Source organism: Streptomyces spiramyceticus (genome assembly GCF_028807635.1).
GTDB lineage: Bacteria > Actinomycetota > Actinomycetes > Streptomycetales > Streptomycetaceae > Streptomyces > Streptomyces spiramyceticus.
The window spans coordinates 3,229,066-3,245,224 of record NZ_JARBAX010000001.1 but is presented as its reverse complement, the minus strand read 5'-3'; the positions used below and the strand labels follow the sequence as shown (position 1 = coordinate 3,245,224).

Genomic DNA, 16,159 nt, shown 5'->3' with positions numbered 1-16,159 from the left:
CCGCCGGACCACGCACAGGTGCGGTCGGGACAGACGGAGAGGGCTGGATTAGCTATGGAAGAGCCGCGTCGCCTCGGCGGCCGGTACGAGCTGGGCTCGGTGCTCGGCCGTGGTGGCATGGCCGAGGTCTACCTCGGACACGACACCCGGCTCGGCCGCACCGTCGCCGTGAAGACGCTGCGGGCAGATCTTGCCCGCGACCCGTCCTTCCAGGCCCGGTTCCGCCGTGAGGCCCAGTCGGCCGCCTCGCTCAACCACCCGGCAATCGTCGCGGTCTACGACACCGGCGAGGACTACGTCGACAACGTCTCCATCCCGTACATCGTGATGGAGTACGTCGACGGATCGACCCTGCGCGAACTGCTGCACTCCGGCCGCAAGCTGCTGCCCGAGCGCACCCTGGAGATGACCGTGGGCATCCTCCAGGCGCTCGAGTACTCGCACCGCGCCCAGATCGTCCACCGCGACATCAAGCCGGCGAACGTCATGCTGACGCGTACCGGCCAAGTCAAGGTCATGGACTTCGGCATCGCCCGCGCCATGGGCGACTCCGGCATGACGATGACGCAGACCGCCGCGGTCATCGGCACCGCCCAGTACCTCTCGCCCGAGCAGGCGAAGGGCGAGCAGGTAGACGCACGCTCCGACCTCTACTCCACTGGCTGCCTGCTCTACGAGCTGCTGACGGTACGGCCGCCCTTCATCGGGGACTCCCCGGTCGCGGTCGCCTACCAGCACGTACGGGAAGAGCCTCAGCCGCCGAGCAACTTCGACCCCGAGATCACGCCCGAAATGGACGCCATTGTCCTGAAGGCACTGGTCAAGGACCCCGACTATCGCTACCAGTCGGCCGACGAGATGCGCGCCGACATCGAGGCCTGCCTCGACGGCCAGCCCGTCGCCGCCACGTCGGCTCTGGGCGCGGTCGGCTACGGCGGCTACCCGGACGACCAGCCGACCACGGCCCTGCGCCCGACAGACGCCGGAGGGGGCGCCACGTCGATGCTGCCGCCGGTGAACCCGGACGACGGCGGCTACGGCTACGACGACCACCGGGACCGCCGCAGGCAGAAGAAGAGCAACACCTCGACGATCCTGCTCGTCCTCGCGGGTGTCTTGGTCCTCGTCGGCGCGATCCTCATCGGCAGGTCGCTCTTCGCCGGCGAGAACAGCACCAGCGATGTGACAGTGCCGCCCCTGGTCGGCGAGACACTCGCCAAGGCGAAGGATCTCGGCACGAACTCCGACCTCACGGTCGAGGTCGGCGAGCGCAAGAGGTGCGAGGAGCAGCCCAAGGGCAAGATCTGCAGCCAGAGCCCGGCGAGCGGCACGGAAGTCGCGCAGGGCTCGACCGTCACGGTCGTCGTCTCCACGGGCGCCCCTCTGGTCAAGGTCCCCGACGTCACGGAACAGTCGAAGGCCAGGGCCACCGAAAACCTCAGGGCCGAGGGCTTCAAGGTCGACACCAAGTCGGTCGAGTCCGAGAAGCCGGCGGGCACGGTCATCGAGCAGGACCCCGAGGGCGGCACGAAGGCGGAGACGGGCGCGACGGTCACCATCTCCGTCGCCAAGACCTCCAAGGCCGATGTCCCGCCCGTGGTCGGCCAGGACTTCGAGGCGGCCAAGAAGCAGCTCACGGATCTCGGCTTCGTCGTCGCCCGCGTCGACGAGGAGTCGGACCAGACGCCGAACTCGGTCATCAAGCAGGACCCGGTGGGCAACAGCCGGCACGACAAGGGCGGCACCGTCACCCTGACCGTCGCCAAGGCCCCCGCCCAGGAACAGGTCGCTGTACCGCCTGTGGCCGGCCAGACGCTCAAGGATGCCCGCAAGGCGATCGAGGGCACCGGACTCACCGTCGGCACCATCGTCGGCCCGCAGGACGACAACGCCATCGTCGCCCTTGTCCAGCCCGCAGCCGGTACGCAGGTCCCCAAGGGCACTGCGGTCAACCTCACCACCGCCGGTGGTGGTGACGGCGGCAACAACGGTGGTAACGACGGCGGCAATGACGGCGACGGCTTCATCGGCGGCAACTTCGGGCGCAACCAGGGCGACGGCGACTAGCCCGTAGCGCACCCGGCAATACAGCGCGGTCAGCAATACACAGCAATACACAGGGGCCGTGGACTTCAGTGAAGTCCACGGCCCCTGTGCTGTTCCTCTTCCAAGCTGTCGGCCGTCCGGTCTGCCGCTGTCAGCGCAGCTCGGCCGGCGGCGTGCGGTCCCTGTCGACCTTCTCCGTACGCTCCAGCTCGCCCCACACGACGTACCGGTGCTTCGACGTGTAGACCGGCGTGCACGTCGTCAGCGTGATGTAACGCCCCGGCTTCTTCTTCCCCGACTCCTTCGGGACCGGCTTCAGCACATCCACGTTGTACTTCGAGGTCTCGGGCAGCTTCGCGTACACCTTGTAGACGTACCAGGTGTCCTTCGTCTCGAAGACGATCGCGTCGCCGTCCTTGAGTTTGTCGATGTTGTGGAACTTCGCGCCGTGCCCGTCCCGGTGGGCCGCCAGGGAGAAGTTGCCCTCCTTGTCGGCCGGCAGCGCCGACTTGACCGGGTCCGTGTAGTACCCGGCGACACCGCGGTTGAGGCCCTTGGAGTCGGTGCCCTTCCTGACCAGCACCTCGCCGTTCTTCATCGCCGGTACGTGCAGGAAGCCGATGCCGTCCTTCATGTCGAGGGCGCCCGGGCCACCGGCCCAGCGGTCGCGCACCTCGTTGCCCTGCTGGTGGGCGTCGCGGTCGGCGAGCACGTTCGTCCACCACAGCGAGTAGACGACGAAAAGGCCGAGGATCAGGCCTGCCGTGATCAGCAGTTCGCCGAGAACGCTGACGGCGCCCGCGATACGTCCACGAGGCCGCCCCGCCGCCGGAGCGGCCGCGTGCGTGCCGGTCTGCTCGTCCTGCTCCTGCTCGGTCTTCGATGCCACCGCACTCGTCCCCGTCCTGATGTCTTCCGTCCGACCGGCTCGGTCTCAGCCGACAAGCGCGTCGGGCAGGCCCTTGCTGCGCGGCCGTTCGTCGACCATCTTGCCCCACACGATCATTCGGTACGTACTCGTGAATTCCGGCGTACAGGTCGTCAGCGTGATGTAGCGGCCGGGCTTTGTGAAACCCGAACCCGGCGGCACAGGACCGATCACTCCGACGTTGGACGGCGAGGTCTGCGGAAGGATGCTCGCCATCTCGTACGTGTAGTACCTGTCCTGCGTCTCGACGATGATCGCGTCGCCCGGCTCGAGCCTGTTGATGTACCGGAACGGCTCGCCGTGCGTGTTGCGGTGCCCCGCGACCGCGAAGTTGCCCTGCTTGTCCGAAGGCATCGCCGTCTTGAGCTTGCCCTCGGCGTAGTGGCCGACCATGCCGTTGTCGAGGACCTTGGGCTTGTCGATGCCCTCGGCGATCGGGACGACGACGTCCAGCTTGGGGATGTGCAGGATGGCGAAGCCCTGGCCCGGCTCGAAGGCACCCGGTTTGCGCTCGCCCTTCGCCCAGCCGTCCTGGATCTTGTCCGTCTCCTTGCCCGCGAACAGATCGGCACGGACATTCGTCCACCACAGCTGGTACGTCACGAACAGCAGCATCAGGACGCCGAGCGAGATGAAGAGCTCGCCGACGACGCGACTGGCGATGACGGCGGGGCTGTCCTTGGCGGCGCGAGCTGCACGCCTGGCCTCCATGCGGGAGAGCGGCGCCGCCGCCTCGTCCGCCTTGGCCTGGGTATCCGGCCTGTCCGGCTTGCCCTTCGGCTCCTTGGGGCCGCGGCCTTTGGCAGCCCTGCGGCGCTCCGCACGGCCCCCTGTGGGCGGCGGCGGGGCCTTCTGCTCGGCTATTCGCCGGGTGTCGGCGGTACGCAGGCCCACGGTCTCGTCGTCGTAGACAGGGGCCGCCGGCTCCGGGACCGGCTCGTACGCGGGTACTGGTGTCGGCTCGGGCGTCTCTACCGGCTGCTGCACAGGCCGCTGTACCGGTCGCTGCTGCACAGGCCGCTGTACCTGCTGCTGTACGGGCGTCTGAGGCTCCTGTACGGGCGCCTGTCGGCCGTACCACTCCTGCTGGTAGCCCTCGGGGTCGTACCACTCCTGAGGCTGCTGCACGGGCTCCTGTGGCTGCGGCTGCGCCTGTGGCGCCTCGCTCTGCGCCCGCACCGTCGCCGACCGGAACCACGGCGAGCCCTCCTGCCCCGGCAGCGGATCGTTCAGCGGATCAGCGAGCTGGTCCACCGCCGCCTCGAACGCGCCCGCCGCCTCGTACGCACCTTGCTCGTACGAGGCAACGCGGTCGGCGTCGTGTTCGGGGCGGAGGGCCGTCACGCGGCGGCCTTGCCCACCACCGGCGCGAGCCCGGCCGATCGCTCCACCGCTCCCGGATCGCCGCACTGGGCAAGCCAGTTGGCCAGCATCAGATGCCCGTGTTCCGTAAGCACCGACTCGGGGTGGAACTGCACGCCCTCGACCGGCAGGTCACGGTGCCGCAGCCCCATGATGATCCCGTCGGCCGTCCGTGCGGTGACCTCCAGCTCGTCCGGGATCGTGTCCGGTTCGGCTGCAAGCGAGTGGTAGCGCGTCGCCGTGAAGGGCGAGGGCAGCCCGGCGAAGACGCCGACGCCCTCGTGCGTCACGGGAGACGTCTTGCCGTGCAGCAGCTCGGGAGCCCGGTCCACCACACCCCCGTACGCCACCGCCATCGACTGCATGCCCAGGCAGACGCCGAAAACGGGCACCCCTGTCGTGGCGCAGTGCCGCACCATGTCGACGCACACCCCCGCCTGTTCGGGGGCGCCGGGACCGGGCGAAAGGAGTACGCCGTCGAAGCCGTCCTGGGCGTGGCTCAGTTCCACCTCGTCGTTGCGCAGCACCTCGCACTCGGCGCCGAGCTGGTACAGGTACTGGACCAGGTTGAAGACGAAGCTGTCGTAGTTGTCGACGACGAGGATGCGCGCGCTCACTGGTCCGACCCCCCGTCGACCGTCACGTCGTTGAACGGAAGCAGCGGCTCCGCCCACGGGAAGACGTACTGGAACAGTGCGTAGACAACCGCGAGGATCAGTACGAGCGAGATGACCGCCCGCACCCATGCGTTGCCCGGCAGATGCCGCCAGATCCAGCCGTACATGCTGTCCCTTCCGTTCGGTCCGGGACCCAGGGTAAAGGGCAGCGGCAGGGGCACGTGGGTCAGCTGCGCAATGCGGACGGCTTGCCGTCCTCCACGGGCTGGGTCTCATCAAGGTGTGCCCACACAATCAGCCGGTGGCTGCTGCCCCACTCCGGCTCGCAGGTGGTGAGCGTCAGATAGCGGCCGGAGCCTCTGAAACCCGACTTGCGGGGCACTTCGTCGATCACACCGGTGTCGCTCGGGACCGTCCGGTACGGCTTGTTCGCGATGCGGTACGTGAACCAGGTCGTCCCGTCCGTCAGCACCACCGCGTCACCGGGCCGCAGCTTCGGGAAGTCCTTGAAGGGGTCTCCGTACGTACGCCGGTGGCCGGCGACGGAGAAGTTTCCCGTCTCCCCGAGCTGCGTGGTCCTCGCGTAATGCCCGAGCCCCTTCTTGAGGGTGTCCGTCTTCGTACCCTCAAGGACCGGCCAGTCCCAGCTCCTGCCGAGGCGCGGCACGTACATCACGGCGAAGGGCTTGCCCGGCTCGTACGCCTCGGGGGCGGGCGGCGGTCCCTTCGGAGGCGTCGTACGCACGGACGCCGGGCTCTGCGCCCACTTGTCCTGGAGGGCTTCGATCTGGCCGTCACTCGCGTCGTAGGCCTTGATCCCCGTCCAGAACATCACATACAGCACGAACAGGACGATCAGGGCACCGATGGTGATGCAGAGTTCGCTGAAGGTCCTGACGATCAGTCGCACCGACACCGGCCGGCCTCCCCCAGGGGCTACTCAACAGGCTTCGCGTAGTGGAGATTCACTGTGCCCGAGTAGCCGGGAAGAGTCATCGCCTCGTGTTCGTCGACTTTCCAGCCGAGGCCGTACGCCTTGACGTACAGCTGGTAGTTCTGGATCTCGGGGGAGGCGGTGAGCGCGCGCTGGAGCTTCTCCCGGTTGCCGACGGCCGTGACCTTGTACGGCGGCGAGTAGACGCGGCCCTGGAGGATCAGGGTGTTGCCGACGCAGCGCACCGCGCTGGTGGAGATCAGGCGCTGGTCCATGACCCTGATGCCCTTGGCGCCGCCCTGCCAGAGGGCGTTGACGACGGCCTGGAGGTCCTGCTGGTGGATGACCAGGTCGTTCGGCTGGGGCTCGGGGTAGCCGGGGTTCGCCGTGGCGTTCGGCGGGGCGTCGTCGAGCGTGACGGTGAGGGCGTCGCCGGAGAGCTTCTTGGTGCCCGCGGACTGCTCCAGCGCGCTGAGCCTGGCGTCCTCGGCCTCGGTGCTGCTGTCGCCGCGCTGCGCGAGTGCGTCGACGTCCTCCCGTACGGACGCCGTGGAGTCACCCAGTTCCTTGTTCTTGTGGCTGCGCTGCTTGATGAGGTCGGACAGCTTCAGCAGCGAGGCGTCCGTACGAATGTTGGTGCCCTTGGCAGTATTGAAGCTGGTGACGAAGATGAGGCCTGCGAGCGCGAAAACGGCAGCCGTCAGGAGCCTGACCGGCCGGAGGGCGGGGCGCCGGGCCGGCTCGGTGGGGGAGTCGGCAGAATTGCTCAACGTACCCTTATCTCCTTCCACGCCGCGGAAGCACTACGCTAACGGACGCCCGGGGGAGGCAGTGTTCCCCGTTGCGCCCCAGGCCCAGCCACAGATCCCTGCGCGGTAACGCAGCGCATCGACAGGAGAGTCCCTCGTGCCGAAGTCACGTATCCGCAAGAAGGCAGACTTCACGCCGCCGCCCGCCTCGAAGCAGGCAACGAGTATCAAGCTGACGAACCGCAGCTGGGTGGCTCCGGTGATGTTGGCGTTCTTCCTCATCGGGCTCGCCTGGATCGTGGTCTTCTACGTGACCGAGGGCGACCTGCCGATCGACAGCTTCGGCAACTGGAACATCGTGGTCGGCTTCGGCTTCATCGCCGCCGGCTTCGGCGTCTCCACGCAGTGGAAGTAGCGCGGCACACGCAGCACGCCTGAGCGGCAGCGACCCTGAGGGCAGCGCTCCTGAGGGCAGTGCTCCTGAAGAACGTGGGAAAAGCAAGCCTTGCCCAGGGTTATCCACAGCGTTGTCCACACTGGGGAAAAGGTCAGACGATCTGTGGATAACTCACAGCGTGTTGACGCCGGTGTGACTGCCGCCGCTTCTTGAGGCATACGGCCCGCCCCTTGTCCTGACTGGGAAAACCCTGGTCAGCGGCAAGGGGCACAGCTGTTCCCCACGGGATGCGGAAGATCTGCCACTCGCTGTGGACAACGAACGCCTACGCGCTCAAGTGAGCGCGGCCGTTCTCGCCAGCACCAGGCCGACGGTTACGAGCAGGACGAGCCCACAGGTGCCGTACTGCACCAGCGCCCGGCGCTCGCGCGGGGCGTGCACCATGCCGACCGCGATGGCGGTGCCGGCCACCAGGCCGCCGACGTGCGCCTCCCAGGCGATGTTGCTCATGGTGAAGGTGAAGAGCAGGTTCAACGCCAGAAGCACCAGGACCGGCTTCATGTCGTAATTCATCCGGCGCATCAGCACGACCGTGGCGCCGAGGAGCCCGAAGATCGCGCCGGACGCGCCGAGCGAGGGCTGGTTCGCGTCGGCGATGAGATAGGTGAGCGCGCTGCCCGCCAGGCCGGAGAGCACGTAGAGCGCCAGGAAGCGTGCGCGGCCCAGCGCCGCCTCCAGCGGGGCACCGAGCCACCACAAGCCCAGCATGTTGAACCCGATGTGCCAGACCTCCTGGTGCAGGAACATCGCGGTGACCAGGCGGTACCACTGACCGTCCGCGACGCCCACGATCTCGTTGTCCACAGGGTTGTAGGCGAGGCCGATGAGGTCCAGGTCGCGGACGAGCTGGTCGGCCGCCCGCCCGGCGATGAACACCGCCACATTGATGGCCAGCAGGATCTTGATGATCAGGCGCGGGTCGGCCGCGATCGTGCCGCCCGCGAGGGTGCGCGGCCGGCTCGCGGCCGGGGCGTGGCCCGTACCGGATCCGGTGCGGACGCAGTCCGGGCACTGGAAGCCGACCGACGCACTGACCATGCAGTCCGTGCAGATCGGCCGCTCGCAGCGGGTACAGCGGATGCCCGTCTCACGGCCCGGGTGCCGGTAACAGCTCGGCAGGCCGTTGCCGACGGCGGGCTGGTCCGGGCTTCCTGGCGGCTGGTCCATCGGTCCCCTTGGGTGCCTCTTGGCGGTACATCTCAGCGCACCGCCCCGCTATCCAGTACGGATGAGCGAGGCGGGTTGTTCCCGCAGCGGGGTGCGGGGGGAACCGGACGTACTCAGTGGGTCTCGACGACGACCGACTCGATGACGACGTCTTCGAGCGGACGGTCGGTGCGCGGGTTGGTCGGAACGTTGATGATGGCGTCCACGACCTTCTGGCTGGCCGGGTCCGTGACCTCGCCGAAGATGGTGTGCTTGCGCGTCAGCCAGGACGTCGGCGAGACGGTGATGAAGAACTGCGAGCCGTTGGTGCCGGGGCCCGCGTTGGCCATCGCCAGCAGGTACGGCTTGTCGAAGGCGAGGTCCGGGTGAAACTCGTCCTGGAACTGGTAACCCGGGCCGCCCGTGCCGTTGCCCAGCGGGTCGCCGCCCTGGATCATGAAGTCGCTGATCACCCGGTGGAAGACGGTGCCGTCGTACAGCCTGTCCCTGGTCTTCTCGCCGGTGGCCGGGTTGGTCCACTCCCGTTCGCCGGTGGCAAGCTCGACGAAGTTCTTGACCGTCTTCGGCGCGTGGTTCGGCAGGAGCCGGACCTGAATGTCGCCGTGGTTGGTCTTCAGGGTGGCGTAAAGCTGCTCGGCCACGATCTGCCTTCCTTAGGTGCTCACTTGCGTCCCGCGATCCTCCCACGGACCGGTTTGTGACGAGTAGCGCCGAACCGGCGCGCGGGACGCCGAACCGTGGCATTGTCGTCCGCAAGCTCCCCTTGCACCGTATTGCCCCGAGGTCTGCTTCATTGCCCCGAGGCCTGCTCCCAGCACGCCCGAGATTGCCCCGAGTCGCCTTTCATGACCCGGATGCCCGCCCGCACATGCCGCGAAGGCGGCCGGGGGGCATGATTTCGAAATGGGTGGAAAGGCGAAATACCGAACCGCCACCAAGGAGGAGGATTCAGTGACCCGCATCGACAGCGTGCGCGCCGCATCCGAATCGGCGAAGGGAAGCGTGCTGCACGCCGCGGAAGTGGTGGCGCCCTACGCCGGTACGGCCAAGGACCAGGCCACGCGTTACGCGTACGACGCCCGCGCACGGCTCGCGCCCAAGATGTCCCATGCCTCGCATCAAGCAGCTCAACAGGCCCGTGTCCAGTACAAGGCGCATGTGGTGCCGCGGATGGAACAGGCCCGCGCACATGTGCCCCCGAAGGTCGACCTGGCAGCCCGCAAGGCCGCCGTCCGCACCAAGCACGCTGCCCGGCAGGCCGCCGACTACACGGTGCCCCGGGTGGAGCACGCGGTGGCGGCGGCAGGACCCGTACGCGAGGAGGCCGCCGCGCGCAGTGCGGCGGTGCTGGCCGCTCTGCGGGGACAGATCACGCAGAAGGAGATCCGCAAGCTCGTCAGGAAGCACGAGCGGCGGGCCAGGGCCGGACGGATGGCCAAGGGTCTCGCGGTAATCGGCGTGCTGGCGGGCGCTGCCTTCGCGGCCTGGAAGTGGTGGGACAAGCAGGCCAACCCGGACTGGTTGGTCGAGCCCCCGGCCGCGACCGAGGTGTCCGACCGTGCGCCACTGGCCTCGGTCGACGGCAGCGGTCAGGACACGCTGGACCCGGAGGTGCAGGCCAAGCAGGCCGAAGCCGAGGCCGAGGCGGCGAAGCGACGCGACGAGAACGAGTGACGTAACGACTTGCGTTACGGCTGTACGTCCGTACCGCCCGTACGTCGACGGTGCCCGGGAGGCTCGTGGGTCTCCCGGGCACCCGTGTTCTTTCGTAGTTCTCTTTCGTAGCGGCAGAGCGCGACGAAGGTCGGCCGTGGACGTGTCATCGAAGTTCCGGGTCCTGAAGGACTCGGCGCCCGCCGAGCTGATCCGGGCGGTACGGGCGGCCGCGGCCGGGGACGCGTATCTGTCGCCCGGCGCGACCCGGCACGTGGTGGAGCAGCTGGCCTCGGGCCCGGCGCCGGCCCGCGCCGAGCAGGCTCGGCAGCAGGTCACAGCGCTGAGCGGGCGGGAGCGTGAGGTCCTCGCGCTGCTGGGCGAGGGCCTGTCCAACGCGGACGCGGGCAAGCGGCTCCATATGAGCGAGGCCACAGTGAAGACGTACGTCAGCCGGATTCTGGCGAAGCTGGAGTGCGACAACCGGGTGCAGGCGGCGCTGCTCGCCAGGGACGCCGGGCTGTGAACCACAAAAATACCCCTCTGACCTGCGAAAACAGGTCAGAGGGGTATCTGCGCTGTGGAGCCTAGGAGATTCGAACTCCTGACATCTGCCTTGCAAAGGCAGCGCTCTACCAACTGAGCTAAGGCCCCGAGAATGGGTGGACGTGACCGGTCGGAAACTGCACCGTGGCCACCGCCGCAGACCAGAGTACCGGGTCTTCCCCCGGATCTTGCAAAAGGATTGGGACTCCCCGTGCGCGACCACGCTCCGTAAGATGCTCGGCGAGGTTCGCAGCAGCGAAGGGGAGACGCAATGGATGCAGCGCAACAAGAGGCGACAGCTAGAGCCCGAGAGCTTCAGCGCAGTTGGTACGGGGAGCCGTTGGGGGCGCTCTTCCGTCGGCTGATCGACGACCTCGGCCTGAATCAGGCCAGGCTCGCGGCGGTGCTCGGTCTGTCCGCACCCATGCTGTCCCAGCTGATGAGCGGCCAGCGCGCCAAGATCGGCAATCCTGCCGTGGTCCAGCGCGTCCAGGCTCTGCAGGATCTGGCCGGCCAGGTCGCGGACGGCAGCGTGAGCGCTGTCGAAGCCACCGACCGGATGGAAGAGATCAAGAAGTCACAGGGCGGTTCCGTGCTGAGCAACACCAGTCAGACCACTGCCAGTTCGGGAGCGCCGACCGTACGGCGCGTGGTGCGCGAAATCCAGTCGCTGCTGCGCTCGGTGGCCGCCGCCGGGGACATCATCGATGCGGCGGACACTCTCGCCCCGACCCATCCGGAACTGGCAGAGTTCCTCAGGGTGTACGGCGCCGGGCGCACCGCGGACGCGGTCGCCCACTACGAGGCGCACCAGAGCTGAGAGCAGCGGACCGGGGAGCGGGCACAGCGCAATGGGTGAGATCTTCGCTGGTCGGTACGAGCTGGTCGACCCGATCGGGCGCGGTGGAGTCGGCGCCGTCTGGCGGTCCTGGGACCACAGGCGTCGCCGTTATGTGGCGGCAAAGGTGCTGCAGCAGAGCGATGCACACACTTTGCTGCGCTTCGTCCGCGAGCAGGCACTGCGGATCGACCACCCCCATGTGCTCGCCCCGGCCAGCTGGGCCGCGGACGACGACAAGGTGCTGTTCACCATGGACCTGGTGGCCGGCGGTTCCCTGGCGCATGTGATCGGGGACTACGGCCCGCTGCCGCCCCGCTTTGTCTGCACCCTGCTCGACCAGCTCCTTTCCGGTCTGGCCGCGGTGCACGCCGAAGGTGTTGTGCACCGCGACATCAAGCCGGCGAACATCCTGCTGGAAGCCACCGGCACCGGGCGGCCGCATCTGCGGCTGTCCGATTTCGGTATCTCGATGCGCAAGGGCGAGCCCCGCCTCACCGAGACCAACTATGTGGTGGGGACGCCCGGTTATTTCGCGCCCGAGCAGTTGATGGGCGCGGAACCGGACTTCCCGGCCGACCTGTTCGCGGCCGGCCTGGTCGCCCTTTACCTGCTGCAGGGTCAGAAGCCGGACTCCCAGGCCCTGGTGGAGCACTTCGCGACGTACGGCACACCGGGCGCCCCCCAGGGCATTCCGGAGCCCCTGTGGCAGGTCATCGCCGGGATGCTGCAGCCCGATCCGCAGGCCAGGTTCCGTACGGCCACGGGCGCGCGCAAGGCGCTGACCGCGGCCGTCGAGATGCTGCCCGAGCCGGCGCCGGGCGAGGAGCCGGTGGAGATCTTCGACCAGATCGGTCCGCTGCCGCCCGGCTTCGGCCCGGCAGGCCCGGAGGCACCCGCTGCCGGCCCCGGCGGCTTCGTACAGAACGGCCAGGGACAGGCGCAGGACCACGCGCAGGGCCACGCGCAGGAACGTGCGCAGGGCCACGCGCAGGGACATACACAGGGCGGCCGGCAGGCGCCCGTACAGCAGCAGCCCCCCGCGCCCGCCCCGATGTCGGAGACGGGCAGCTTCCACCTGGCCCCGCCGCCCCAGCAGCCCGCGTACCCGCACCCGCACCCCGCGCAGCCGTCGACTCCCCCCACATCGACGCCCACGTCCGCCCCCGCACCCGCGCATGCGCCCTCCCCCCTCTCCGGCGCGGCACAGAACCCCTCCCAGAGCCCCGTGGCCGCGGTCCAGTACGAACAAGCCCTTACTCGTCCATACACCGCTCAGGGCCCGGAGGTTCCCACTCCGGCTCACGCCCCCGTCCCGGCCCCGCGCACGCGCCCGGGACCGCCCCCGAAGGTGACGGTCCCGGTGCTGCTGCTGGCGCTGGTCTGTTTCGCGGTGGGCATCTGGGCGCTGACCCAGACCTGAGGCCCGCCCGGTGGGCCGCCCGGTGTCTACCAGGCGGCGGGCGGCCCGTATTGCGTGGGCGCCCCGCTGTCGGCCCCCTGCCCCGCGCTCGGCGGCCCAGCCGCCGCCCGCCGCCTGGCGACGAGCATCCACACGCCGAGTCCGAGCACGAGCACAGTGCCCGCCCCGATCCCGGCCGCCGCGACGAGCTGCATCGTGCCGCTCTTCTCCGCCTCGGACGAGCTCTGCCCGCTCTCGGCCGCGCTCAGGTGGTCGTCGGTGACCTCGAAGTCGCCGGCCGGCCCCGCGTAACCGGGCGCGCTCTGCGCATCGCCCTTCACATTGAGCCGCAGCGACAGGCCGAGCGGATTCGATCCGAACTCCTTCTCCACAGCGGGATTGAGACTGACCCTCAGGTAGTACCATCCCGCGAAGCGCATCCCGTTGACGGAGTCCTTCGAGTCGAAGCGGTTCTCGTACGCCACGGGCGGCAGCGGATCCAGCGCGGTCGACTTCTGCTTGCCGTCGTACGCGACGTCGGACGCACTGTCGACGAGCCCCCGCGCCGGGTTGTACACCGCCATGGCGAGCGCGTTGGGCACATACCCTTCGCCCGCCGCGCTGCTCAGGTCGGCGCTGGCGAAGAGCTGCTGCCCCCAGTCGACAGGCACCTTGTAGAACAGCGTCTCGCCCGGCTTGATCTTGTCCCGCCATTCGCCCTCCTTCAGCCCGCGAGCACTGAAGAAGCTCGTCCCGCCCCTGCGTTCCTGCGGCCCGCCCGTCGGCGGCTCCGGGGAGGCACTGGGCCAGTTCTCGGGCGCGGCCGTGGGCCCGGCCGCCTTCAGCCCCGGCTCCGTCAGATGCCGGATCTCCAGGTCCCAGGGCTCGCTCGACGAAGTGGCCTCACTGTCCCGCTCGACGAGGACGTAGTACGTGTCGGCCTCCTGGCAGGAGGTGCTGTCCTTGTCGATGGTCCGGTGGGCGTAGGTGCCCACCGGACGCGCGAATTCGGCGGACTGGAACTGCGCGGTGCCGTAATTGCACGAATTCCCGTCGCGGTCCTGGAGCGTCACCTTGAGCTCGTCGGCGTACGACACCTTCGTGCCGAGCTTGGGCACTGCCGTGGCCGACACATAGGCGTTGGACTTCGCGTCGAGGACCACCCGGTAGAAGAGCTTGCCGCCCGGCTTGATGGAGTCCTTGTACGTACCGCCGGCCTTCAGCTGCTCGGCATCGGTGTTGACCACCGCGCCCTTGACCGGCTGCGCGGACGGCTCGTAGGTGTACGGACTGGGCTCTCCCGCTGCCCACGCCTGCCCCGGCAGGGCCGCCACCGCACACAGTGCCGCCAGCGCGGCCGACGCGACTCTTCCCCTGCTGCGCTGCCTCTTCACGCGCCACCCCTTGTCGTCTTCATGGCCGACCTGCGCCGCATCACCGCGAACACGAACCCCCGCGGCCAGGACAACCGCGCCGCCCACCGCGGCGGTCACAGTGCCGGTCCATCCTGCCCCGGCAGCCTCACCACTGTCTGCGTGGGCCGCCGAACCACCCTTGTTGTCCGCTTTCTTGTCCGACTTCGCCACGACGGGCGCATCGTGCTGCGGCCCTGCCGGCTCGTCACCGATCACATCCACCCGCAGTACGACGCCGACAGCCGCGTTCTCGGCGAACTTCGCGGCATTCGGTCCGAGCGAGACCGCGATGGAGTACTCGCCCGCCGAGCGCACCGGCACGACATGGGACGAGGTCTCCCAGCGGTTCGTCCAGGTCACTGGCACGGTGCCGAGGTCGAGCGCGGCCGGCTTGCCGAGATATATCCGGTGGTCGTTGAACTCGCTGCTGCCCCCGATCGGTTTGCGGCCCGCGCTGGACACCGCGGTGTCCACAAAGCTGGTCTCCGAGCAATCCCGTCCCCGTAACCGGCTTTGACTCCCGGCTGCGGCACGGCAGTCACCGCGAGATCGGCGGCCGACTTCGCGTCGAGCTGCGCCGCGTACCAGCGGGTCTCGCCGGGCCCGATGGTGTCGGTGTACCGGCCGGGCGCGATCCGGGCCGCGCCGATGGCGCTCGCACCGCCCTCGATGCGTTCGCCCCGGAACCGGTAGCCGTTCGCGGAGAGTTGGGAGGCCCGCTGGAGCTGCCTGGCCGGCGCATCGGCGTCAGGGGCGTCGTAGTACGAGCCGTGGCCGGCCTCAGCGATGCATTCGAGCTGCTGCCTGGCCTTGCCTCGTACCTGGAAGCCGATGGTGTCGATCCGCAGGTCGACCCCGTCCTCGCCGAGCTGCTTGGCGACCTCGCAGGGCTGCGGCGTCCCGCAGGTGTCCTCGCTGTCGGAGATCAGCAGGATCGTGCGACGCCCGAGGGCGCCGTCGGCGGGCTCCGGCAGGTCCTGTGCGGCCTTCTGAAGGGACAGCCCCCCGGGGGCGTCTCCCTTGGGCTTCACCCGGTTCACGGCCTGCTTCATCCCATCGCGGTCCAGCGGCCGTACGGGCCGTACCAGCCGTGTGTCGGTGCAGCCGGAGGCCCGGTCGGCGCCGTACACCCGCAGTCCTGTGGGGTAGCCGTCGGGAAGCGTGTCCACAACCGTGGATACCGCCTCGCGTGCGGCCTCCATCCGCGTACGTCCCGTGCCGTCGTCGTCGGCCATGGAGCCGGAGGAGTCGAGCACCATCACCAGGCTGCTTCTGCCGTCCGCCCCCTCAGCCTGCCCCGTTCCGTCCGCGGCCACGGCGGGCAGCGGCCCCGCCACCACGCCGAGCACCGCCCCGTCGAGCACCGCCCCGTCGATCAGCGCGGCCGCCGCCCGGCGGCCAAGTCGTGCCTTCACCCGTTCCCCCTCCCCCGGGACTCTCCGCACCAAGATCCCACCGCTTTGCTCATGCAAGTTATTGATTTGCGTCGGCGAATTCAAGGGGGAGGTGTCACGGTCCCGCAACAACGACTCGCCGCACCCGCACACACATCCCGCGGACAGCACAAAGCCCCGGTCGCTCGGCGACCGGGGCAAGTGTTACGGACTACTGGGTCTCACACACCCGAACCTGCGGGCACGGAGTCAGTCGCCTCCGTCCACAGATCCTGCTCGGCGCGATCCGCCTGGATCTGGCGGTACACGAGGAGCCCGCCGATGGCGGCCAGTGCGACCAGGAGAAGCTTCTTCACCGCGCGACCTCGTCTTTCCTTGACGTAGGAGACATCTGGCGCCCGACTATACACACCGACCGATACCGATCGGTGACCTAGTTCCCACCCGACTCGGGCCGTCCACAGGTACGCAAAAGGCCCGGTAGGGGCCATCGATGACCGCCGTGCTCATCGACTCCGCCGAGGCGACGTCCGGCCCGGGCTACGGCCGCTACGCATGCGCGCCGTGCCGTCAACAGCGCTGCCTCACCGCGGCCGCGGAGCAGGCCACGACGGGGCGGCCATAATGACGAGTTGGAAGCAGAGGCGCGTG

The 16,159-nt window shown here is 68.8% G+C and carries 17 protein-coding genes, 1 tRNA gene and 1 pseudogene; 7 read left to right on the top strand and 12 right to left on the bottom strand.

Features of this window, described 5'->3' with window-relative positions; genetic code table 11:
• The first annotated feature begins 54 nt into the window (after nt 1-54).
• On the top strand, nt 55-2,067 hold the full coding sequence (gene pknB / locus PXH83_RS14625; RefSeq protein WP_274560599.1) for a Stk1 family PASTA domain-containing Ser/Thr kinase: 2,013 nt from the start codon (nt 55-57) through the stop codon (nt 2,065-2,067).
• A 130-nt stretch (nt 2,068-2,197) separates the two neighbouring features.
• Here pknB and PXH83_RS14620 read toward each other — a convergent pair whose 3' ends face one another.
• The 6 genes from PXH83_RS14620 to PXH83_RS14595 are packed head-to-tail and all read right to left on the bottom strand — an operon-like array spanning nt 2,198 to nt 6,657.
• Nucleotides 2,198-2,935 carry a class E sortase gene (locus tag PXH83_RS14620; protein ID WP_274560597.1) on the bottom strand — a complete coding sequence of 246 codons (738 nt, stop codon included), beginning with the start codon at nt 2,933-2,935 and terminating at the stop codon, nt 2,198-2,200.
• A gap of 45 nt (nt 2,936-2,980) precedes the next feature.
• On the bottom strand, nt 2,981-4,318 hold the full coding sequence (locus PXH83_RS14615; protein ID WP_274560595.1) for a class E sortase: 1,338 nt from the start codon (nt 4,316-4,318) through the stop codon (nt 2,981-2,983).
• A complete protein-coding gene (locus PXH83_RS14610; protein ID WP_274560593.1) occupies nt 4,315-4,953 on the bottom strand; it encodes an aminodeoxychorismate/anthranilate synthase component II in 639 nt (212 codons plus the stop codon). The genes PXH83_RS14615 and PXH83_RS14610 overlap by 4 nt, the downstream gene beginning before the upstream one ends.
• Nucleotides 4,950-5,120 (bottom strand): hypothetical protein, encoded by a 171-nt coding sequence (locus PXH83_RS14605; protein WP_214920677.1) that lies wholly within the window; start codon nt 5,118-5,120, stop codon nt 4,950-4,952. Before PXH83_RS14605 ends, PXH83_RS14610 begins: the two co-directional genes overlap by 4 nt.
• A gap of 59 nt (nt 5,121-5,179) precedes the next feature.
• On the bottom strand, nt 5,180-5,869 hold the full coding sequence (locus PXH83_RS14600) for a class E sortase (protein ID WP_274560587.1): 690 nt from the start codon (nt 5,867-5,869) through the stop codon (nt 5,180-5,182).
• Between the two features lie 20 nt (nt 5,870-5,889).
• A complete protein-coding gene (locus tag PXH83_RS14595) occupies nt 5,890-6,657 on the bottom strand; it encodes a DUF881 domain-containing protein (protein WP_274560584.1) in 768 nt (255 codons plus the stop codon).
• Between the two features lie 136 nt (nt 6,658-6,793).
• Between PXH83_RS14595 and crgA the strand changes: the two genes are divergently transcribed.
• Nucleotides 6,794-7,051: a cell division protein CrgA gene (gene crgA / locus PXH83_RS14590; protein WP_214920680.1), complete on the top strand. Its 258-nt coding sequence runs from the start codon at nt 6,794-6,796 to the stop codon at nt 7,049-7,051.
• 315 nt (nt 7,052-7,366) lie between these two features.
• Here the strand turns inward: crgA and PXH83_RS14585 are convergent, their stop codons facing one another.
• A complete protein-coding gene (locus tag PXH83_RS14585) occupies nt 7,367-8,260 on the bottom strand; it encodes a rhomboid family intramembrane serine protease (RefSeq protein WP_274560580.1) in 894 nt (297 codons plus the stop codon).
• A 113-nt stretch (nt 8,261-8,373) separates the two neighbouring features.
• Nucleotides 8,374-8,901: a peptidylprolyl isomerase gene (locus tag PXH83_RS14580; RefSeq protein WP_274560578.1), complete on the bottom strand. Its 528-nt coding sequence runs from the start codon at nt 8,899-8,901 to the stop codon at nt 8,374-8,376.
• 310 nt (nt 8,902-9,211) lie between these two features.
• On the opposite strand from PXH83_RS14580, the gene PXH83_RS14575 reads away from it, so the two are divergent.
• Entirely contained in the window at nt 9,212-9,934 is a 723-nt protein-coding gene (locus PXH83_RS14575) for a DUF5324 family protein (RefSeq protein WP_274560576.1), read from the top strand.
• A 160-nt stretch (nt 9,935-10,094) separates the two neighbouring features.
• Nucleotides 10,095-10,439, top strand: a pseudogene (locus PXH83_RS14570) (response regulator transcription factor); the annotation flags it as partial.
• 55 nt (nt 10,440-10,494) lie between these two features.
• Here the strand turns inward: PXH83_RS14570 and PXH83_RS14565 are convergent.
• Nucleotides 10,495-10,567: transfer RNA gene (locus tag PXH83_RS14565), tRNA-Ala, on the bottom strand.
• A gap of 163 nt (nt 10,568-10,730) precedes the next feature.
• On the opposite strand from PXH83_RS14565, the gene PXH83_RS14560 reads away from it, so the two are divergent.
• Together PXH83_RS14560 and PXH83_RS14555 are read left to right on the top strand one after the other, a co-directional pair.
• Complete coding sequence (locus tag PXH83_RS14560; RefSeq protein WP_274560573.1) at nt 10,731-11,279, top strand: helix-turn-helix domain-containing protein; 549 nt, start codon at nt 10,731-10,733, stop codon at nt 11,277-11,279.
• Nucleotides 11,280-11,310: 31 nt separating this feature from the next.
• The gene (locus PXH83_RS14555) at nt 11,311-12,720 is read left to right on the top strand and encodes a serine/threonine-protein kinase (protein ID WP_274560571.1); all 1,410 of its coding nucleotides are present in this window, start codon (nt 11,311-11,313) and stop codon (nt 12,718-12,720) included.
• Nucleotides 12,721-12,746: 26 nt separating this feature from the next.
• Here PXH83_RS14555 and PXH83_RS14550 read toward each other — a convergent pair whose 3' ends face one another.
• From PXH83_RS14550 to PXH83_RS14540, 3 genes are all read right to left on the bottom strand, one after another.
• Complete coding sequence (locus PXH83_RS14550) at nt 12,747-14,588, bottom strand: hypothetical protein (protein WP_420803169.1); 1,842 nt, start codon at nt 14,586-14,588, stop codon at nt 12,747-12,749.
• On the bottom strand, nt 14,471-15,529 hold the full coding sequence (locus tag PXH83_RS14545) for a vWA domain-containing protein (protein WP_420803168.1): 1,059 nt from the start codon (nt 15,527-15,529) through the stop codon (nt 14,471-14,473). Before PXH83_RS14545 ends, PXH83_RS14550 begins: the two co-directional genes overlap by 118 nt.
• A 200-nt stretch (nt 15,530-15,729) precedes the next feature.
• Complete coding sequence (locus PXH83_RS14540) at nt 15,730-15,864, bottom strand: DLW-39 family protein (protein ID WP_003958712.1); 135 nt, start codon at nt 15,862-15,864, stop codon at nt 15,730-15,732.
• Between the two features lie 137 nt (nt 15,865-16,001).
• On the opposite strand from PXH83_RS14540, the gene PXH83_RS14535 reads away from it, so the two are divergent.
• Nucleotides 16,002-16,133 (top strand): hypothetical protein, encoded by a 132-nt coding sequence (locus PXH83_RS14535; protein ID WP_274560568.1) that lies wholly within the window; start codon nt 16,002-16,004, stop codon nt 16,131-16,133.
• Nucleotides 16,134-16,159 lie beyond the last annotated feature (26 nt).